At 63.7% G+C, this 18,142-nt stretch carries 18 protein-coding genes, 1 tRNA gene and 1 pseudogene; 10 read left to right on the top strand and 10 right to left on the bottom strand.

Going from position 1 to position 18,142, the window contains the following annotated elements; translation table 11 throughout:
* Window positions 1-24: 24 nt before the first annotated feature.
* The 4 genes from NKJ94_RS26030 to NKJ94_RS26015 all read right to left on the bottom strand — a co-directional run bounded on the left by NKJ94_RS26030 (window position 25) and on the right by NKJ94_RS26015 (window position 4,821).
* On the bottom strand, window positions 25-2,556 hold the full coding sequence (locus NKJ94_RS26030; RefSeq protein ID WP_352529107.1) for an NAD-dependent epimerase/dehydratase family protein: 2,532 nt from the start codon (window positions 2,554-2,556) through the stop codon (window positions 25-27).
* A gap of 189 nt (window positions 2,557-2,745) precedes the next feature.
* A complete protein-coding gene (locus NKJ94_RS26025) occupies window positions 2,746-3,246 on the bottom strand; it encodes a DUF6496 domain-containing protein (RefSeq protein WP_352529105.1) in 501 nt (166 codons plus the stop codon).
* 127 nt (window positions 3,247-3,373) lie between these two features.
* Entirely contained in the window at window positions 3,374-4,057 is a 684-nt protein-coding gene (locus NKJ94_RS26020; RefSeq protein WP_352529103.1) for a dienelactone hydrolase family protein, read from the bottom strand.
* Window positions 4,058-4,068: 11 nt separating this feature from the next.
* The gene (locus tag NKJ94_RS26015; protein WP_352529101.1) at window positions 4,069-4,821 is read right to left on the bottom strand and encodes a phosphoribosyltransferase; all 753 of its coding nucleotides are present in this window, start codon (window positions 4,819-4,821) and stop codon (window positions 4,069-4,071) included.
* 356 nt (window positions 4,822-5,177) lie between these two features.
* On the opposite strand from NKJ94_RS26015, the gene NKJ94_RS26010 reads away from it, so the two are divergent.
* Entirely contained in the window at window positions 5,178-5,606 is a 429-nt protein-coding gene (locus tag NKJ94_RS26010) for a CBS domain-containing protein (protein WP_023677862.1), read from the top strand.
* A gap of 81 nt (window positions 5,607-5,687) precedes the next feature.
* On the opposite strand, the gene NKJ94_RS26005 is transcribed toward NKJ94_RS26010, so the two are convergent.
* Window positions 5,688-6,167, bottom strand: a complete 480-nt coding sequence (locus NKJ94_RS26005) for an Hsp20/alpha crystallin family protein (protein ID WP_352529099.1) — start codon at window positions 6,165-6,167, stop codon at window positions 5,688-5,690.
* A gap of 269 nt (window positions 6,168-6,436) precedes the next feature.
* Between NKJ94_RS26005 and NKJ94_RS26000 the strand changes: the two genes are divergently transcribed.
* Complete coding sequence (locus tag NKJ94_RS26000; RefSeq protein ID WP_352529097.1) at window positions 6,437-6,874, top strand: DUF2267 domain-containing protein; 438 nt, start codon at window positions 6,437-6,439, stop codon at window positions 6,872-6,874.
* A gap of 56 nt (window positions 6,875-6,930) precedes the next feature.
* Window positions 6,931-7,401, top strand: coding sequence for a YbhB/YbcL family Raf kinase inhibitor-like protein (locus NKJ94_RS25995; protein ID WP_352529095.1), 471 nt, complete (start codon window positions 6,931-6,933; stop codon window positions 7,399-7,401).
* Between the two features lie 39 nt (window positions 7,402-7,440).
* Here NKJ94_RS25995 and NKJ94_RS25990 read toward each other — a convergent pair whose 3' ends face one another.
* Both NKJ94_RS25990 and NKJ94_RS25985 read right to left on the bottom strand, forming a co-directional pair.
* A complete protein-coding gene (locus NKJ94_RS25990; protein WP_352529093.1) occupies window positions 7,441-8,916 on the bottom strand; it encodes an FAD-dependent oxidoreductase in 1,476 nt (491 codons plus the stop codon).
* A gap of 1 nt (window position 8,917) precedes the next feature.
* The gene (locus tag NKJ94_RS25985) at window positions 8,918-9,907 is read right to left on the bottom strand and encodes a hypothetical protein (protein ID WP_352529091.1); all 990 of its coding nucleotides are present in this window, start codon (window positions 9,905-9,907) and stop codon (window positions 8,918-8,920) included.
* 249 nt (window positions 9,908-10,156) lie between these two features.
* Here NKJ94_RS25985 and NKJ94_RS25980 point away from each other — a divergent pair, with 249 nt between their 5' ends.
* Window positions 10,157-11,116, top strand: a complete 960-nt coding sequence (locus NKJ94_RS25980; RefSeq protein ID WP_352529089.1) for a PfkB family carbohydrate kinase — start codon at window positions 10,157-10,159, stop codon at window positions 11,114-11,116.
* 302 nt (window positions 11,117-11,418) lie between these two features.
* Here NKJ94_RS25980 and NKJ94_RS25975 read toward each other — a convergent pair.
* Both NKJ94_RS25975 and NKJ94_RS25970 read right to left on the bottom strand, forming a co-directional pair.
* Window positions 11,419-11,495, bottom strand: a tRNA-Arg gene (locus tag NKJ94_RS25975).
* Between the two features lie 47 nt (window positions 11,496-11,542).
* Window positions 11,543-12,234 (bottom strand): annotated as a pseudogene (locus tag NKJ94_RS25970) (winged helix-turn-helix transcriptional regulator).
* 338 nt (window positions 12,235-12,572) lie between these two features.
* On the opposite strand from NKJ94_RS25970, the gene NKJ94_RS25965 reads away from it, so the two are divergent.
* The 4 genes from NKJ94_RS25965 to NKJ94_RS25950 all read left to right on the top strand — a co-directional run bounded on the left by NKJ94_RS25965 (window position 12,573) and on the right by NKJ94_RS25950 (window position 14,206).
* A complete protein-coding gene (locus tag NKJ94_RS25965) occupies window positions 12,573-12,899 on the top strand; it encodes a DUF1330 domain-containing protein (RefSeq protein WP_352529087.1) in 327 nt (108 codons plus the stop codon).
* Window positions 12,900-13,020: 121 nt separating this feature from the next.
* On the top strand, window positions 13,021-13,551 hold the full coding sequence (locus tag NKJ94_RS25960; RefSeq protein WP_352529085.1) for a hypothetical protein: 531 nt from the start codon (window positions 13,021-13,023) through the stop codon (window positions 13,549-13,551).
* Between the two features lie 170 nt (window positions 13,552-13,721).
* Window positions 13,722-14,021: a hypothetical protein gene (locus tag NKJ94_RS25955; protein ID WP_352529083.1), complete on the top strand. Its 300-nt coding sequence runs from the start codon at window positions 13,722-13,724 to the stop codon at window positions 14,019-14,021.
* A 38-nt stretch (window positions 14,022-14,059) separates the two neighbouring features.
* On the top strand, window positions 14,060-14,206 hold the full coding sequence (locus NKJ94_RS25950) for a glycine zipper domain-containing protein (RefSeq protein WP_352529081.1): 147 nt from the start codon (window positions 14,060-14,062) through the stop codon (window positions 14,204-14,206).
* A gap of 72 nt (window positions 14,207-14,278) precedes the next feature.
* Here NKJ94_RS25950 and NKJ94_RS25945 read toward each other — a convergent pair whose 3' ends face one another.
* Window positions 14,279-15,442 (bottom strand): M20 aminoacylase family protein, encoded by a 1,164-nt coding sequence (locus NKJ94_RS25945; protein WP_352529079.1) that lies wholly within the window; start codon window positions 15,440-15,442, stop codon window positions 14,279-14,281.
* A gap of 270 nt (window positions 15,443-15,712) precedes the next feature.
* Here NKJ94_RS25945 and NKJ94_RS25940 point away from each other — a divergent pair, with 270 nt between their 5' ends.
* Window positions 15,713-16,891 (top strand): D-alanyl-D-alanine carboxypeptidase family protein, encoded by a 1,179-nt coding sequence (locus NKJ94_RS25940; protein WP_352529172.1) that lies wholly within the window; start codon window positions 15,713-15,715, stop codon window positions 16,889-16,891.
* A gap of 4 nt (window positions 16,892-16,895) precedes the next feature.
* Complete coding sequence (locus NKJ94_RS25935; protein ID WP_352529077.1) at window positions 16,896-18,014, top strand: CobW family GTP-binding protein; 1,119 nt, start codon at window positions 16,896-16,898, stop codon at window positions 18,012-18,014.
* Window positions 18,015-18,142: the final 128 nt, after the last annotated feature.

Below are 18,142 nucleotides of genomic sequence, written 5' to 3'. Positions count from 1 at the left end.
CACGTCCGGCGCTGCCGAATGTCCTCAGACGATGGCCCGGTCCCAGCCGCCATAATGGGCAGCGCTGCGCGTGCCGCGCGGCAGGCTGAGCCCGACCAGCAGCGCTCCGATCGCCAGATTGGCGAGGCTCGCAGCCGCGCCGCCGGCGAGGATGAAGGGAGAGAAGGCAACCCAGGCTCCAAGCGCGATGTTCAGAAAGCGAACGGCGCGCGCCACTTCGCCCATCGCCGTAACGGCGACCATAATGATCAGGCAGCCGGTGACATGGTCGCTGAAGTAGAGCGGCGGGTTTGTGCCGAAGACAAGCGGCGTGATCATCAGCAGGGCGCCGGCGAGCGTGCTCGCGACAAGGGTCCACGGGAAGTTCACACCGCCGGTGACGAAGTCCCGCGCCACAGCCGATAGCGGCCGGTCGAGATCCGGCGTCGGCGTCTGGTCCTCCGAAAGTGCCGGACCGCCGCACCAGAATGTGCGCCAGAACGGCTCTCCCGCCTGTTTCGCACGCCAAAGATACTGACAGCTCGCCAGCACCTCGTCGACCGAATAGGGGATGAGCACGACCGTGACGGCGGCCTGGACGATGCAGAGCGTGCACAGCGCTCCGATGAGCGGCGGCTGGATGATGATGAAGCCGACGCTGACCACACTGAGCGGGATGACCAGCAAGCCGAACAGCAGCACCATCCACGGCATGGTGCGCCAGCGACGGCGATCGCCGATCGCGCCGGCGAGGATGTCCAGCGCATAGGCGAAGGCGCCCAGCCCGGCATCGGCGATCGGAAAGCCCTTGGAGACCCAGGAGGTGACCACCGCCTCGCTGCCATTGCCGGCCGGCGCTTCGCCCGGATCGAAGAACGGATCCCAAAGGCCATCGATGTGGCCAAGCTGATAGGCAGCGAGATAACGCGAGACGAACAGGCCGACAAAGGCGAGGCCGATTATGGGGATGCGCTGGGTGAAGAGGGAGGGCGAATAGCTCCAGCCGAGCGGCCGGTCGTCATCGGCGGCAGGGGCACGCCGGCTGATGCCCGGCGTCGGCGGGATCATCACCGCGAACGCGACGATCAGCATGCCGGCCAGCGTGTCGGTCGCGTAGGCCCCGGCGCTGGTGGTCCAGAACAGGAGCAGCGCGAACATCACCCAAACGCCGATCGTGGCCGTGATCCATTGCAGGCCGTGCCAGCGCCGGCGCATGCCGAGAAGCGTCAGCGACAGGATGGCGAGGCCGGATACGATCTCGCTGATGCCGAGCCTGCCGTCTCGCATCTCCGGCGAGGCGATCTCATGCCCGAGCGCCGGCGGAATCGGCGCCGCGGCGGGATCGAACAGGCCGAGCGTGAAGGGCGATGCCACGAGCCACAGCCCGATCGCAATGTTGGTCAGCGGCGCCCAGAGGGTTGCGGCCCGGTGGCGTTCGGTTTCCGCCTCGACCTCGTCGTCCGAGCGCTCGAGCGGGCGCCGCAGCCTTTCGGCGGCCTGGTCGAGTTCGGGCGCGGAAGCGGCGCCCGCCGACGGTTCGAGCTTGTTCTTCTTGTACCAGTCGGTGGGGTCCGCCTTCAGCCGCCGGATCATTTGCGGCAAGGTAGCGGTCAGGCTGTGCCGCGGCTTCCAGCCAAGCAGGCGCCCGGCGCGGGAGATGTCGATCTCATAGTGGTCGTCGGCGTTCTCGATCATCCATGGCTTGATGTCGGTCTCCTGGTCGAGGATCTTCTCCTGCATCCAGGCGCCGAGCTTCGTCACCTCTTTTGGCAGGGACAGGGTCCGCCAGGTCTCGCCATGCAAGAGTCGCCCGATCTGCTTCTGCATCTCGTCGTAAGACGGCGTCCGCTCTTCGCCGATCAGCAGTACGGTCTCGTCGGGAAGCTCGTCGCGGCGGTCGACGGTGCGCACCACGGCGTCGACGAGATCGTCCAGGTGCAGGTAGGGCTGGCCGGTGGTGATGTCGCCGGTGAAGAGATAGGCGGTCGGCATGCGCTCGAAAATGCGGGCGATCTGCTGAGCGATGAAGGCCGCGTGGCAATCCTCGTCATAGACACCCGCCAGTCGCAGGATCGCAATCTTGATGTCGCCGTGCTCCTTCAGGATCAGCGTCTCGGTCTCGGCCTTCGATCTCGGATAGGCCCAGGCCGGATCGATTGGCGACTCCTCGTCGATCTTGGCGCCCTTCGCCGGGCTCGGCGCATGCACCAGCAACGTGCTCGAAAACACGAACTGCTCCGTCTCGAGCCCCCTCAGCGCGTTCAGCAGCCGGCGCGTCCCCTCGACGGTCACCGCGCCATACTTCGGATTGTCCTCGCCGGTCGTGTCGTAATAAGCCGCGAGATGGATCACCGACGCGATGCGGCCGCCGCTCCGCTCGCGCACCTCGGCCAGCGCCTTCGCCACGCTCGCGTCCGAGGTAATGTCGATCTCGATCGTCTCGACGCCGGGCAAGGACCGCCTGGCAACATCAAGGCCGATGATGTCGTAGCGCTCCATCAGGCCGCGAGCGATCGCCTGGCCCAGAAACCCGCTGCTGCCTGTGATCAGGACGGTGGGACGGGTTTTGCCGGTCATCTCGAGGCACACTCGATTGCCTTGACCGGTCTCCTGCCGACTATTGCCGATACCAAGGCCGCGACGTTCATGTCCTGCGTGAGCTGCCACGTTCCAAGGCCCATGCAGGGCATCATGTTGCCGGAACGGAGCTCTATATCGGTCGTTCGGGCCATATCGGGTTTCCTGGAGGCGAACTGCCGTCGTGAACTATGCGTGGCGTGCCCGCGTTCTGGCGGCCTTCTGCGCTGCCTGCTTCCTTCCGCGAGCGCCTTTCGTTTCGGCGGCCTTCTTCGCGGCGGCCGAGCGCTCCTCAGCCGTCCGGCGCGAGGCCGCACGCTTGGCCTGCTGCGAGAGCGCCTCGTGCGACGCCGTGCTCTTCGGCTCGTGCTCGAGCACCTTGGAGACGGCTTTCGAGACCCGCGGGCGGCGTTTCGGCCTGCGTTCGCCCTGGCCGGCCTCATAGGCGTATTCGGCGCTTTTGCGCGTGCTCTCCTTCACCTTGCCCTTTTTGGGCGGGGGCAGGTCTACGCCTGCGCGTCTCGCCTCGGAAAGCCCGATGGCGATGGCCTGCTGGGTTGAGCGTGCGCCGTGCTCACCGTGGCGGATTTTGTCGATCTCCTCGTGCACGAACTCGCCAGCCTGCGTGCTCGGCGATTTGCCCTCGCGCTTGTCCTTTCGGGCCTTCTCGATGGTTTTCTTGTCCGGCATTGCCCTTCTCCCATACAGGTTGCGGCAGCCATTCGGGTTGCGAGTGCGCGCTGTCTCTGTCCTATCGGAGGCCCTAACGCGTTGACGACGCAAATGATCCCAGAGCTGGTGATCCAAGACCCAGCCGTCAGGACGTCGACGCCGATCTCTCCGAAATCAGATGGCGCAAGAACCATCGGCTCGCGAGGTCCGCGACTTCGTCCAGGGCGCCAGGCTCTTCGAACAGATGCGTCGCGCCAGGGACGATGGCGAGCTCCTTCTCGCAGTGGAGCGCCGCCAGCGCCGAGCGGTTGAGCGCGATCACCTGCGTGTCCGCGCCTCCGACGACGAGCAAGGTCGGCGCCCGGACGTGCGGCAGGGCGAGCGCTGCAAGATCGGGCCGGCCACCACGCGAAACCACGGCCGCGGCCTGGTCGGGCCGCTCGGCCGCCGCCACCAGGGCGGCACCGGCGCCCGTACTCGCGCCGAAATAGCCAAGACGCAGCACCGACGTGTCCGGCGAGGCGCCGAGCCAGGCCGTGACGCCGCCCAGCCGGTCCGCGAGCAGCCCGATATCGAAGCGCAACTCGGCCGTGACTTGGTCGATCCGCTCCTCTTCGGCCGTCAACAGGTCGACGAGGAACGTGGCGAGGTTCGCCTCGTTTAGCCGTTCGGCCACGTAGCGATTGCGCGGGCTGTGGCGGCTGCTTCCGCTGCCATGGGCGAAGAGCACAAGGCCGTGGCCATCCGGGGGCAACGACAGATTGCCCTCAAGCGTTACGCGACCCGCGGGAACACGCACGACCTGCTCGCTGAGTGAAACCCGGTCCATTCCCACCTCCGCTACGTTGATCTTTTGCTGCGCACCGAGCCGGCGGCCGCGTGCCCGGCTGATGCCTCTTCGGATAGCGGGGCCTCTTCGGATAGCGAGACCTCTTTGGAAGCAGCGGGCTTGGGCACGGATTTGGCGAGGAGCACGCGGACCTCTTCATCGCTTGTCTGTGAGAAATCCACGTACCACCGGCCGACACCGAGGAGCGGCTCCGGCGTCGTCGCGCAAACGACCTCGTCGGCGTCTGCCCGCATCGCGTCGCAAGTGTCGGGGCTGCCGACGGGAACGGCCGCGACGATACGGGCGGCGTGGCTTTTTCGAAGCGCCTTGATCCCCGCCCGCATGGTCGATCCGGTCGCAAGCCCGTCATCCACGAGGATAATGGTTTGTCCGTTCAACTGCGGTGGGGGCCGCCCGCCCCTATAGAGGTGCTCGCGGCGCAGAAGCTCTTTTTCCTCCTTTGCGGCGACCGCGTCGACGACATGTGGCGGGATCGCGAGACCGCTGACGATTTCGTCGTTCAGGACACGTACGCCGGAGGGCGCGATCGCCCCCATGGCCAGCTCCTCGTGACCGGGAACGCCGAGCTTGCGCACGATGAAGACGTCGAGCGGTGCCTTGAGTGTCTGCGCGACCTCGTAGCCGACCGGCACGCCGCCTCGGGGCAGCGCCAACACGATGACGTCGTCGCGCCCGGCAAAGCGAACGAGCTCCCCGGCGAGTCGCCGCCCGGCCTCGCGGCGATCTGAAAAGATGATAGCCATGATCTTCAATCCGCGTGCATCTGTTTTTCCCAGTGGATGTTTTTCACAGCCTGCTTGAGCCTTGGCCAAGTCAACCAGTACGGCTAGCCTGCGGCTACTCCCGTTAGCAAGCCTGCGGCTACTCCCGTGAGCAAGCCTGCTGCGCCGGCACTATTTTGGAACTCGCTCGCTGCTTGGACGTTCCAAGAATAGTTTCGATCGCGAGGTGCCGGCACACGCATTGGCGCGGATCGAGAAGAAGACTGCAGATAGTGATCCGTACAAGCCTCGTCCGGCCACCCGGCAATCTCGCGATCCGCAGCAACGGCCGCGTTTTGGCGACTTGTTGCCTCGGCAATCAGAGAGAGGAATATCCCATGCAAGTTCAGGAGATCATGAGCCGTCGGACCGAACTGGTCGGCCCGAACACGACAATCAGGGATGCCGCCCGGAAAATGCGGGCCGACAATCTCGGGGCTCTTCCGGTCGGCGAGAATGACAGGCTGGTCGGCATGGTGACGGACCGCGACATCGTGATGCGCGGCGTCGCCGAGGAGCGCTCAGCCGGCAACACGACCGTCCGCGAGGTCATGTCCGAGCATGTCTATTGGTGTTTCGACGATGCCGATATCACCGATGCGGCGAAGATCATGGCCAAGCATCAGGTGCGGCGCCTTCCGGTGATCAACCATGACAAGCGCCTCGTCGGCGTCATTGCCCTGGCCGACCTCGGTCGGACCGATGAGGAAGCCGCCAAGATCGCACTCGAAGGCGTTTCCGAGGCGACGGACGATCCCCGGCGCTAGACACTCGCCCGCGCGGTTGCCGCCGTGCTGGCCGTTTCTCCATCGGGCTGAACGCCGCCTGCTCAGGCAGCAGTTTGGCATCTATCGCGCTTTCACTTCTATGCGGCGCGTCTTGTCCTTTGCAGCGGGGTTCTTCGGAAGCTCGACGGCCAAAACGCCGTTCTTGAAAGTGGCCTGTACCTTGTCGGCATCGACCTCCACATCCAGGGGGATGGTCCGCTGAAACCGGCCATAACTGCGTTCGCTATAGGTGCGGCCGCCAACGCCTTCCTTGTGCTCGGAACGCTTCTCGCCCGTTATGGAGAGGGTGTTGTCGCGCAGCTTGAGCTCAACGTCCTTCTGCTCGAGCCCCGGTAATTCGGCGGTAATCTTATAGGCTTGGTCTGTTTCATATACGTCGACGCTCGGCCAAAGATCGCCGGCCGTAGTCGCTTCGGCCATTGGCGCAAAGAAGTCGTCGAACAGGCGATCGATCTGCCGGTGGAATGACGTAAGCGGATCTCGTCCGGATGGATAGAGACTTCGGGATGGCGTCCAGGACGCCAAGTCACGGTTTGCCATGGTTCTTCTCCTGTCTTTCCTGTTTGCATCGCTCGCCGCCATGCGATCGGCGACAGCAAATAAAACTCGTCCACCCATGAGGATGTTCCGAGCGCCGGCCGAGAAAGGCGGGTCGAAAACCGGCGGCAAAAGCCAGCTCGAATCCCGTCAGAACGGAGCCGCCGACGACAGGGAATGTGCACCGCGGAATGCGCATCGGGGAACAACCGGCAGGCAGGACTGTTTGGTCACATCCGCCGTAATCGGATTTGAACGGAAGGAGGATTTCGATGAGCGCCACCGGACTCGACGTATTCGACAAGACACTGCAGACCACGAACATCTGGCTCGACGAGATCATGGACGAGATTGGGCCGGATCGGCAGATCGCCTGGCACGTTCTCGGAGCGGTGCTCCACGCCCTGCGGGACCGCATGCAGCCGGATGTTGCAGCCCACCTCGGCTCGCAGCTGCCGCTTCTCGTGCGCGGCGCCTACTACGACCGATATCAGCCTTCCAAAGCTCCCGAGAAGATGCGGTCGCTCGATGAGTTTCTGGCCAAGATCAAGGCGGAGCTGGAATTCACCCGTCCGGTCGATTCCAAGGATGCGTTCAGGGTCGTGTCAAAGGTGCTTGCCCGTCATGTCGGAGAGGGACAGATGCACAAGATCTGGGAATCCCTGCCAGGAGAAATCAGACGTGTCGCGGAAGCTCAGCAAGCGGCGTGAATGGCGCCCGTCCTCGAAGCGGGTTCTCGATCGTAATTCTCCTTGGGGAAATAGAGATGCCACTCACCCTTATCAGCCCGGCGTTCCCGGCAGGCGGAAAAATTCCCGAAAGGTATACGCGTGACGGCCAGAACGTCTCGCCGCCGCTGAAGTGGTCCGGTGTCCCGGATGGTGCCAAGAGCCTTGTTCTTGTCGTGCAGGATCCCGACGCGCCAAGCGGGATTTTCGGGCACTGGGCGGTGTTCAACATCCCGCCGGATGCTGGCGGACTCGCCGAGGCCGAAGACGGCAAGCCCGGCCCGTCGGCACTCAGGCAAGGCACCAACGATTTCGGCAATGCCTATTACGATGGTCCGCAGCCGCCCGTAGGGCATGGCGTCCATCATTACCATTTCCGGCTGGCCGCGCTCGATGTGCCGAGCCTCAGTGTACCGGGACAGGCGGGCGTGCATCAGGTCTGGAAGCAAGCCCAGAAACACGCATTGGAGGAGACGGAGCTGGTCGGAACCTACGAACGGCCAGGATGACGCCGGCGGCATCGGTCGCCGCCTTCACAGTGCCCGCCTTCACAATGTAATCTGGGCAAGCGGTTTTCGGGCGGGGCCGTGGATGACCGAACCGTCGGCGGCGAAGATCGAGCCGTGGCAGGGACAATCCCAAGTGTGGTCCGCGTTGTTCCAGGTTACGGTGCAGCCCTTGTGGGTGCAGGTCGCCGAAACCGTGTGGAGTGCGCCTTCGGTGTCTCTCCACGCAGCGATCTTTTCGTCACCCCTGACGATCACGCCACCCATGCCGGGCGCAATGTCGTGGACGCTCGAGACTATCGATTGACTGCGGCCGTTCTTGTGGAAGTCCTTGGGATAGGGCCGCGCCGGATCGTAGAGCTTTTGCCATGGGCTTGGGCGGGCGCAGATCAAATCCGCGATCATGCTGCCCACCGCAGTTGCGTTGGTGATGCCCCAGGCGTTGAAGCCCGTGGCAATGTGGAAGCCAGCGGCCTTGGAGGGATCGGGTTCGCCAGCGTACGGTACCCTGTCGGACGTATCGTAGTCCTCATTACACCAGTGCCACGCAAGGTCGCCGACCGGAAGGTTCTTTCTTGCCCATTTTCCCAGTTCGACAAACCGCTTCGCCACGTCGCCATCCCAGCCCGTGTCGAATTTGGGGCCAAGCGCGACCAGCAGCGGACCCTCGGCATCGCGGCCTGTGCGGATGGAATGCGTTGGATCGTCGATGCCGATGAACATGCCGTCGACAGTGAGGGGATCATCGATCCGAAATGCCATGGCGGTGTGGCAGCGCGGCTGGGTCCGGTTCGCCATGCCGATCGGGCTCTTCACCGTCATGTTGGTGGCGACGACGACGTGCTCGGCATCAACGGCGCCGCCATCGGTGGCGACGCGCCAGCGGTCTGCCTCGTCGATCGAGGTGGCGCGGCTGTTTTCGAAAATCCGACCGCCACGGGCTGTCACCGCTTCCGCCAGGCCAACCAGATACATCGTTGGATTGAACTGCGCCTGGTCGGGAAACCGTAGTGCGGCGGCCGTTTCGAAAGGCAGAGGCGCGCGGTCGAGGACCTCGGCCTCCAGCCCGACCTGGCGCGCGGCCTCTGCCTCGGCCGCAATCTTGTCGCGCCGGCTTTCGTCGCGGGTGTAGGTATAGGCGTCCTTGCTCTCAAGATCGCAGGCGATGGCGTACTCGCGAACCCAATCGCGGATCTGTTTGGCGCCGGCGGAATTCGCATCGGCATAGGTCTGCGCCAGGTCCCGGCCGAAGGTGTCGATGAGATGGCGATAGATCAGCGCGTGCTGCGTGGTGATCTTGGCCGTCGAGCGGCCGGTCACCTGGCCGCCTGTGCGCAGGGCTTCGATGACGACCACCGACCGGCCGGCCTCGCAAAGGCGAAGCGCCGTCGTCAATCCGACAATTCCTGCCCCCACGATCACGGCGTCCGCATGGATCGAGCCCTCGAGCGAGGGATAGTTCGTAGAGCTGGCGGCCGCCGCCCAACAGCTTCCCGGTTTTCCCAAGAGAGTGGCCATTTCAACCGCGTTCCTTGCGTCTCGATGCACTTCCATCGACAACCGCGCCGGCAGAGGAACGTTCCGACGATTCGGCGCTTTCAATCGTTCTCTCGCCACCCCGGGTCAGAAAAGCACCGGGAAGGTGCGAGGTGCAGGCCATGACCCAGGTGATCGCCTCGCGGTCGTATTCGTCGCCGGAGCGCCAGTCCTCGAAGAAGGCGTTCAGCCTATCGACACGCTCCGGCCAGATACCAGCGGCTTGCAGGCCGAGCGACACGCCGTAATTGGTGAAGGCGAACTTGGTATCGCGCAGCCATGGGGCGCGGCTGAAATGGCCCGGCGGGTCGACCCACATCGTTTCCAAGGTTCGCAGCGAACGCCTCGTCTGGTCCTCGGCCCATGGCTCTGCGGGAAAGAAGTGGGCGAGCCACAGCATCATGCCGAGGCCGAGATCCTGCTCGATGTCGAGGGTGCGCCAGTCGCGCTCCATCAGGTCACGCATCTGGGCGATCTCGGGCGCCAGCGCGTCCTCATCGAGCATCCGGTAAGAGACATAACCATCATAGGCGTCCATGCTGCCGAGACCGTAGCCGGGATATGGGCTGCTCAAATCCTCCTGCATCTTCCAGATCACGCCGCGGCCGGGGATCACAAAAGCCGGATGAATGTCCCGCGCCAGCGCAATGCCGCGCTTGCGGTATTGCGCCTTCAGATCGCCGAGGCGCGCCAAGGCGAACAGCCACATCGCCAGATAGTGGAAATACTGTCCGTCGCGATCCGCCGCTTCGCCGATCCTCAGTCCGCGCCGGCGGCCAAGCACACGCTCGACATCCGCCACCAGCCGCTCGGCCTCGTCCAGCCAGCGCTCTTCGCCAAGTTCCGTATAAAGCGAGACGTAGAGCACGACCCCGAAGGCGTCCGTCCAGAGATAACGCAAGCCGTTGGGCCAGATGCCTTCCGCGCGCATCCAGTCGAGTTTCCGCAGGACGTAGTCAACATCACGCAGCATCGCGCCAAAGCCCGAACTCACTGAAGCCGAACTCATGACAGAGCTGGCCGATGTCCGGTCCCATGCGACTATGAGCATGCGGCATATCGAGCATGTCTTTCCTCCGCTCCGGTTGATCTGGCCAGATATGGCGAAACGATCTGATCGGCGGCGGGTTCCTTGGCCGTTTCCGCCGGCCCGACCCGGGAACCCTCCGCCTGATCATGAGTTTCGGGTCCAGCCGCTCACTTCCGCACGGAGGAGGTTTCGTTGTCGCGTCCGATCGTGCTCTCCCTGGGTAGCATCAACGCCGACTTGCAATTCGACGTTCAGGGCTCGCTTGGCGACGGCGGCAACATGCGGGCCAGCGGCTTCGCCCAACGCGCCGGCGGCAAGGCCGCCAACGTCGCCTATTTCACCCACCGCCTCGGCGTTCCGACGAGGCTTGTCGGGCGCGTCGGCGACGACCATTTCGCCGAGAACGCAGTGGGTCCGCTAAAGGAGGCCGGGCTCGGTCTGGAGCATGTCGGCGTCGCACATGGAATCCCGACCGGCGTTGCCATGGTGGCGGTTCCGAAGGACGGCACGAAATCGATTCTGTCCGCATCGAACGCCAACATGTCCTGGGATGATGCGACCGTTGAGAACGTCGTGGCGGCCATCAGGAATGCTCCTGATCGATCGATACTGGTTGCCGACTTTGAAATTTCCTTGCCAGTCCTGAATGCCGCGTTCGCGACGGCGCGAGAGCGTGGCTTGCGAATCCTTGCCGATCCCACCTTTGCCGACCAAATCGATCGATCGCAGCTTGACCGCTTCTATGCCGTCACCCCTAACCAGCAAGAGGCTTCGGATCTGCTTGGTGTACGGATTGCCAGCAATGAGGACGCAGCCCGAGCCGCGCTCCAGCTCAATGCGCTTGGGGTCGAGATAGCATGCGTCAAGCTCGAACAGGGTGGCTGCTTTCTGGCCCTGGATCAGGACGTAATGCAAATCCTCGCCCCGCCGGTAGAGGTGGTCGACAAGACGGGTGCCGGCGATGCCTTTATCGCGGCGATGGCGGTCGCCTTGCTCGACGGCAAATCGCCCTATGACGCCGCCTGTTGGGGCGTGGCGGCATCGACCATTGCCGTCGGGAAGAAAGGCGCACAGGAGTCCTATCCGTCGATGAGAGAATTCCAGCAAATGATCGGATCGGTCGAACGTTGCAATGGACGTGAATTGGCGTAGCCGGTGTCGGGACCACGCGGCCCGAACTCATGCCGGGACTGGCCGAGCGGTACAGGAAGCGACGCGGCGCGAACAAGGCAAAAAGTGCACTGAAGATCATCTAGCCGGCTTCCTGCGCGGAGGAGGCGCAGGGGTTAGCGTGGGTTCTGCAAAGCCGAATCGGCTTTAGCCCATGGAGGTCAAGATGAAGTACTGCGGGATAGACTTGCTTGGGAAGCTGATAAGCCGATAAGGCTCGAAAAAATCTGTGAGCCTATCCTGAGCCTAAGTGATGCTACCCGTCAGGTAACCTATTGAAAACGTGGTGATCCCGACAGGAATCGAACCTGTGACCTACAGATTAGGAATCTGCCGCTCTATCCTACTGAGCTACGGGACCATCACGCCCGACACATAACCGCTTCGGGACGTTTCGCCAAGAGGCAGCTAGGCCGCTCGCTTGGGTTCGACCGCAAACGGGCTCAGGCCCAGCCAGGTCTGCATTTTGCGGGCGATGTCCTGGTCTCCCGTCAGAACGACTTTCGCTCCGGCCTTCTCGACCGTAATGAGTCCCATCCAGATTTCGGTCATGGTGTGCAGGTCGGTCGAGACGTAGAGATCGACATCGAAGCCCGGGTCATACCAGCAGAGATCGACCTCGCCGTGCTTTTCGACGATCAGCCACCACGACCGTTTGGAGGCGGGGAGCTCCTGGTACAGAAATTGTATCACCGTGCGGCCGTCGGGCAGCGGTGACGCGTTCAGGTTGCGCCGCATGTCCCACATCAGCAGCGACGGATCGAGGTTCTTCAGGGACAGCCGGGACTCGACCCATTTCTGCCCCCAAAAACCCATCGCCTCGACGACGGAACGCAGATCCCTGCCTGCCTCGGTCATCCGATATTCGAAGATGCCTTTCTCGCCGCGCACTCCTTGCGCTCGACGATCCCCGCCAGCTCGAGCTCCTTGAGGCGTTGCGACAGAAGGGTCGGCGACATTTTGGGGACGCCGCGGCGCAGATCGTTGAAACGGGTCGAGCCCGCCACCAGCTCGCGAAGCAGAACCATGGTCCAGCGGGTGCACAGCACCTCGGCGGCCATCGATAACGGGCAGAACTGCTTGTATCCGGACTGGGTCATGATGTTGTCTTCCCCTCAAACTTAGCCCGGATCATAACGCTTTCCCCGCGGCACGGCGAGTACAGAAACTGTACCGGCCAGTGTGGTGGATTTGACGTTCCTGCTTTCTGGGTGGCATCAGCGTTCAGGAACTTCAAATCCAAAACCACACTGGAATCCAAGCACTTGCTGGTGTGGCTTTTGAATCCGAAATTCGCTCGCTGCGCCGCTCCAAAGTGAAGGCGAATTTCGGATTCGCCACACCAGTACAGATCGCGGACTGGCTGGCGCGACCCTTGCCATGCGACCCCTTGGCCGCTGCACGGGATACCCCTGTGCACGACCAGGAGACATAACCCATGACCGCTTACGTTATCGCAGACATCAAGGTGAGGGACCCGCAGTGGATGCCGGCCTATGCCGCGTCGGTCCACGACCTCGTTCACAAGCACGGCGGCAGATATCTGTCGCGCAGCGGCAATGTGAAGACGCTCGAAGGCAAGCCGCTCGACACGACGCTGATTGCCCTGATGGCGTTCCCGACCGAGGCAGCGGCCCGCGCCTTCACCGACGATCCTGCTTACGCGCCCTTCGTTTCGGCCCGTCAGGGCGGCAGCGACAGCCGTTTTCAGCTGATCGACAATTCCGATCTGGCCGGAACCATCCCCTATCTGCCGAAGGGATGATCCTCCTCGGCGTTCGTCGCATCGGGACAGGGATCTCCGAGCAACAACAGCCACAGCGCCCACCTGCCGGACCTCCCTATTTCCGGCGGCCGGCCAGGTTGGGCTCTTCAAGAAGAATGGAATGAATATGACAATCAACTTTCGCAATAGATTTGTCGCTGCTGCTGCGCTGCTGTCGGCATGCACGGCGTTGGCGCAGGCCCATCAGACGGCGGCTGCTCCGGGCACCAATCCGCTGGCCGACAAGGTGCGGGCCGTCAACAGCCGCTTCGAGAACGTGGCGGCGGCGACCGCCGAGGGCTATGCGCCAATCCCCTGCGCCAGCGGCATCACCGGCGGCGCCATGGGCATCCACTACGTCAATCCCGGCTACCTCAAGGATGACGCGGTCGACGTCACCAAACCCGAAGCCGTCATGTACGAGCCGATGGCCGACGGGACGCTGAAGCTGATCGCGGTCGAATACATCACCTCGAAAGGCCCGGCATCGCTCGATGGGCATCTGTTCAACTTCAACAGCGCGCCCAATCGCTATGGCCTCGGCCCGTTCTACGAGCTGCATGTCTGGGCCTGGAAAGGCAACCCCACCGGCGCCTTCGCCGACATGAACCCGGACGTCTCATGCGAACCGACGACTGCCGCTAGCCAGTAGGCAACCGAGCCAGGCGGCGCCAATGCCGCCTGGCCTCGCGGAATTGCGGGAGCAGGGCTCAGATGCTTTCGGTCATCCCACCGTTGCCAGCAAGGGACGCAAAGATGGGATCGAGATAGCGGAACTTTCGGGATGCCGTCGCGCTTTAGTGTCCCGAAGGAGAGACCCGCATGAGCGCCACGAAAGAGTTCTTTGAAACCTGGCTGCAGGAGAATGTCGGCAATTTGCCGGCCGAGAGCGAAGTGAGCGTCGCCGTCCTGGCTCAGCAATTCGAGCAGGATGCCGACGCTGCCGGCTATGGTCACGAGGTTCGCGAAGACGAGCTCGGCAATATCCAGGAAGCTATCGAGGCAGCCCTGAAAAAGGCGAGGACAGGCGAACAGCCACAAACTGCCGCCCCTGCTGAAGAGAGCGACCTGGCGCCGGTCATGGAGGCGCTGGAAGTCGAGGATCCGAAGAGTGGGCCGTAGCGGTTGCGGCTCTCCCCTTCGACGCTACATGACCGGGCATGATAGATGCCAAACACATCACACTCGGCGTCGTGATCGGCGTGGCCATCGGCGTCGTGTTGGACAACATTGTTGCGGGTATTGGAATCGGCATTGCTCTGGGCATTGCCTTCGGCCTTGCCCGGAAGTCATCCGGCCGAAATTGACTATCAGAGCATTGTCCTGCCCGATTTTGCCGCCCAGAGGTGCGGCGGCTGCCGCCCGCCGATGCCGAACGGCTACGCCGCCAGTGCCGTCTCCGCAAGCTTCACCCAATAGCTCATGCCGTGCGGAATGACCTCGTCGTTGAAGTCGTAGGCCGGGTTGTGCAGGCCGGCGGTATCGCCATTGCCGATGAAGATGAAGGCGCCCGGCCGCGCTTCCAGCATGTAGGAGAAATCCTCGCCGCCCATCACCGGCTGGATGGCGCGGTGCACGTGGCTGTCGCCGGCGACGTTGGCCGCGATGTCGCTGGCAAAGACCGTCTCTTCCGGATGGTTGAAGGTGACGGGGTAGTTGGCATTGTAATCGACCTCGATTGTCGCGCCGAAGGCAGCGCCCAGGCCTTCGCAAAGCGCGCGGATGCGCTCTTCGGCCTTCTTGGCGACCTCCTTCTTCAGCGTGCGCACGGTGCCGGCGATCTCGGCGACCTCGGGAATGATGTTATAGGCGTCGCCGGCGTGGAATTTCGTCACCGAGACGACCACCGCCTCGACAGGATCGGTGCTGCGCGAGGCGATCGTCTGCAACGCGCCGACAAGCTGGCTGGTGATGACGATCGGGTCGATGGTGCCGTGCGGCATCGCCGCGTGGCCGCCCCGGCCCTTGACGGTGATGGTGAATTCGGCGGTCGCCGCCATGATCGCGCCCGGCCTGATGGCGAACTGGCCGACCGGCAGGCCCGGCATATTGTGCATGCCGAACACCTTGGAGATGCCGAAGCGCTCCATCATGCCGTCCTTGACCATTTCGTTGCCGCCGCCGCCGCCCTCTTCGGCCGGCTGGAAGATCACCGCGACGGAACCAGCGAAATTGCGTGTTTCGGCGAGGTATTTGGCGGCACCCAAAAGCATCGCGGTGTGGCCGTCATGGCCGCAGGCGTGCATCTTGCCCGGGACGGTCGAGGCATAGGATTTGCCGGTGATCTCATTGAGCGGCAGGGCGTCCATGTCGGCGCGCAGGCCGATGGTCGAGCCTTCGCCCTGGCGGCCGCGGATGATGCCGACGACGCCGGTCTTGCCCAAACCCGTCACGATGTCGTCGCAGCCGAACGCCTTCAGCTTCTCGGTGACGAAGGCGGCGGTCTTGAAGACGTCGAAATTCAGCTCCGGCGTCTGGTGCAAATGGCGGCGCCAGCCGGCCACCTCGTCCTGCATTTCGGCGGCTCGGTTCAGGATCGGCATGATGGTTCCATCTCGCTGTTGGAGCAGGCGGTCTTGACCTGCTGCTTTGCAATTGTGCCTGCTGCCTTGCAACCATGCACGCTGCTTTGCATTGTGCTGCTGCTTCCACATTGTGATCGGCAGCACTTTGCCATGTTGACGTCACATAGAGTAAATAGCACCGCGACTGTGGTCCGGGAACAGAGAGCCGGACTATTATCCTGGCGATCGTGTAACGAAATCTTACGGAGCCAGGGGCGACTGCGGCAAGAGGCTATTTCGGGTTCCATGATGCGCTACAGGCATTTCCTCAAACTGTTGGTGGCGGGCGCAGCTGTGCTTCCGGCGCTGGCCGGGCCTGCCTTGCCCAATCCGACCATCCTGTTCGACCTGAACAGCGGCAAGATCCTGCAGCATCAGGAGGCGTTCAGGCGCTGGTATCCGGCATCGCTGACCAAGCTGATGACCGCCTATGTGGCGTTTCGTGCGATTGCCGCGGGCGAGGTCCAGCTCGATTCGCCGATCAAGATGACGAAACATTCGGCCGGCGAGCCGCCGAGCAAGATGGGCTTCAAGCCGGGCTCGGTGATGCGGCTCGACAATGCGCTGAAGATGATGCTTGTCAAATCGGCCAACGACATCGCCATGGCGGTCGGCGAGAATATCGGCGGTTCGCAAGCGGCTTTCGCCGAGCGCATGAACGCCGAGGCGCTCCGGCTCGGCATGAGCGGGTCTCATTTCGTCAATCCGAACGGGCTCTATTCGCCGGACCAGTATACGACAGCGCGCGATCTCGCTCTGCTGGTCATGGCGATCCGCAAGGAATTCCCGCAATATGCCCCGTGGTTCTCGATCGAAGGGCTCGCCGTCGGCAACAAGGAGATCTCCAACTACAACCTCCTGATCGGCCGCTATCCGGGTGCCGACGGCATGAAAACGGGCTTCGTCTGCTCGTCCGGCTTCAACATGGTCGGCTCGGCGACCCGCAACGGCCGCACCCTTGTCGCCGTGGTCCTTGGCGAGCAATCGGCCGTCACCCGCGCCGAAGCGGCGGCAAAGCTGCTCGACCAGGGCTTTGCAACACCGGCGCCGAGCTGGCTGACGGTCGCGGCCCTGCCGGCCTACGGCGACACCATGTCGGCCAACGACATGCATGACGAGATTTGCAAGAAGAAGCCGGTCGAAGAGCAGTCGGAAGCCGCACCCGCGGTCGGTGACAAGGGCAAGGACGTGCCGAAATCGCCGTATCAGGAAAAGCTCGACCATGTACCGACGCTGATCGCCGTCGGCCTCGGCGGCGCCACGGGGCCGAGGCCGAAGGCGATGCTCGATGTCTCCGGGCAGGAATATGCCGACGTGCCGCTGCCGACATGGCGACCGGACCGGGCGCCGCCGGCCGGCGCCGAGCCGGCCGTGGCCGGGTCGACCACCGCCGCGCAGGTCCAACAGCCGGCCAAGGCGCTGAACTAGCCGCATGGCCGGCTTCCCGATCCCCGTTTCGGTGCTCACCGGCTTTCTCGGCGCCGGCAAGACGACGCTGCTCAACCGGCTGCTCAGGGATCCGGCGCTCGCCGACACCGCAGTCATCATCAACGAGTTCGGCGAGGTGGCGATCGACCATCTCCTGGTCGAGCAGGCTTCCGACGGCATCATCCAGCTCTCCGATGGCTGCCTCTGCTGCACGGTGCGCGGCGAGCTGGTCGACACGCTGGCCGACCTCGTCGACAGGCTGCAGACCGGCCGCATCGACCGGCTTGCCCGCGTCGTCGTCGAGACCACCGGCCTCGCCGATCCAGCACCCGTGCTGCAATCGATCATGGCGCATCCGGCCCTGGTCCAGGCGTTCCGGCTCGACGGCGTCATCACCCTGGTCGACGCCGTCAATGGCAATGCGACGCTCGATGCCCATGTCGAGGCGGTGAAGCAGGTGGCGGTCGCCGATCGCATCGTGCTCAGCAAGGCCGATCTAGCCACGGATGCGGGCGATGCCAAGACGTTGCGGGCGCGGCTCAGGCAGCTCAACCCGGGCGCCGTGGTGCTCGACGCGAGCGAGGCAAGCACCGCGACCCTGTTCGATTGCGGGCTCTACAATCCGGCCACCAAATCCGCCGACGTGCGGCGCTGGCTGGGCGAGGAAGCCGGTCATGAGCATGATCACGGCGGGCATGACCACGACGGGCATGACCATGGCGACCACGATCACCATGGTCACGGCCACAGGCACGATTCCCGCGTCCGCTCCTATTCGCTGGTTCATGACGGGCCGGTGCCGTTTTCGGCAATCGAGATGTTCCTCGATCTGCTGCGCTCGGCGCATGGCGAGCGCCTTTTGCGGATGAAGGGCGTCATTGAGCTTGCAGAAGATCCGTCGCGGCCGCTCGTCATCCATGGCGTGCAGAAGATCCTGCATCCGCCAGTGCAACTGCCGGCCTGGCCGGACAGCCAGCGCCGCACCAGGCTGGTACTGATCACGCTCGACATGCCGGAAGACTATGTCCGCCGGCTTTTCGCCGCCTTCACCAACCGGCCGTCGATCGACACGCCGGACCGGGCGGCACTGGAGAACAATCCGCTGGCCATCGCTGGGCGGTAGCTTCAATTTCCGGACGCGGCGCCGCTCTACGCTGATCGCAAACATTCCGGAGCCGGCGGCGTCGGTGAAGCTGCCGATCTCCCCCCTTGAGGGGGAGATGTCGCCGAAGGCGACAGAGGGGGTCGCCT

Origin of the sequence: Mesorhizobium sp. M0060 (assembly GCF_040323155.1) — a bacterium.
Taxonomy (GTDB): Bacteria; Pseudomonadota; Alphaproteobacteria; order Rhizobiales; family Rhizobiaceae; genus Mesorhizobium.
The sequence above is the reverse complement of the archived record's forward strand: the minus strand, read 5'-3'. Positions and strand labels throughout refer to the sequence as shown.

Coding starts and splice junctions, on each gene's coding strand:
- NKJ94_RS26030 (WP_352529107.1), bottom strand. CDS start 2,556: ATGACCGGCAAAACCCGTCCCACCGTCCTGATCACAGGCAGCAGCGGG.
- NKJ94_RS26025 (WP_352529105.1), bottom strand. CDS start 3,246: ATGCCGGACAAGAAAACCATCGAGAAGGCCCGAAAGGACAAGCGCGAG.
- NKJ94_RS26020 (WP_352529103.1), bottom strand. CDS start 4,057: ATGGACCGGGTTTCACTCAGCGAGCAGGTCGTGCGTGTTCCCGCGGGT.
- NKJ94_RS26015 (WP_352529101.1), bottom strand. CDS start 4,821: ATGGCTATCATCTTTTCAGATCGCCGCGAGGCCGGGCGGCGACTCGCC.
- NKJ94_RS26010 (WP_023677862.1), top strand. CDS start 5,178: ATGCAAGTTCAGGAGATCATGAGCCGTCGGACCGAACTGGTCGGCCCG.
- NKJ94_RS26005 (WP_352529099.1), bottom strand. CDS start 6,167: ATGGCAAACCGTGACTTGGCGTCCTGGACGCCATCCCGAAGTCTCTAT.
- NKJ94_RS26000 (WP_352529097.1), top strand. CDS start 6,437: ATGAGCGCCACCGGACTCGACGTATTCGACAAGACACTGCAGACCACG.
- NKJ94_RS25995 (WP_352529095.1), top strand. CDS start 6,931: ATGCCACTCACCCTTATCAGCCCGGCGTTCCCGGCAGGCGGAAAAATT.
- NKJ94_RS25990 (WP_352529093.1), bottom strand. CDS start 8,916: ATGGCCACTCTCTTGGGAAAACCGGGAAGCTGTTGGGCGGCGGCCGCC.
- NKJ94_RS25985 (WP_352529091.1), bottom strand. CDS start 9,907: ATGCTGCGTGATGTTGACTACGTCCTGCGGAAACTCGACTGGATGCGC.
- NKJ94_RS25965 (WP_352529087.1), top strand. CDS start 12,573: ATGACCGCTTACGTTATCGCAGACATCAAGGTGAGGGACCCGCAGTGG.
- NKJ94_RS25960 (WP_352529085.1), top strand. CDS start 13,021: ATGAATATGACAATCAACTTTCGCAATAGATTTGTCGCTGCTGCTGCG.
- NKJ94_RS25955 (WP_352529083.1), top strand. CDS start 13,722: ATGAGCGCCACGAAAGAGTTCTTTGAAACCTGGCTGCAGGAGAATGTC.
- NKJ94_RS25950 (WP_352529081.1), top strand. CDS start 14,060: ATGATAGATGCCAAACACATCACACTCGGCGTCGTGATCGGCGTGGCC.
- NKJ94_RS25945 (WP_352529079.1), bottom strand. CDS start 15,442: ATGCCGATCCTGAACCGAGCCGCCGAAATGCAGGACGAGGTGGCCGGC.
- NKJ94_RS25940 (WP_352529172.1), top strand. CDS start 15,713: ATGCGCTACAGGCATTTCCTCAAACTGTTGGTGGCGGGCGCAGCTGTG.
- NKJ94_RS25935 (WP_352529077.1), top strand. CDS start 16,896: ATGGCCGGCTTCCCGATCCCCGTTTCGGTGCTCACCGGCTTTCTCGGC.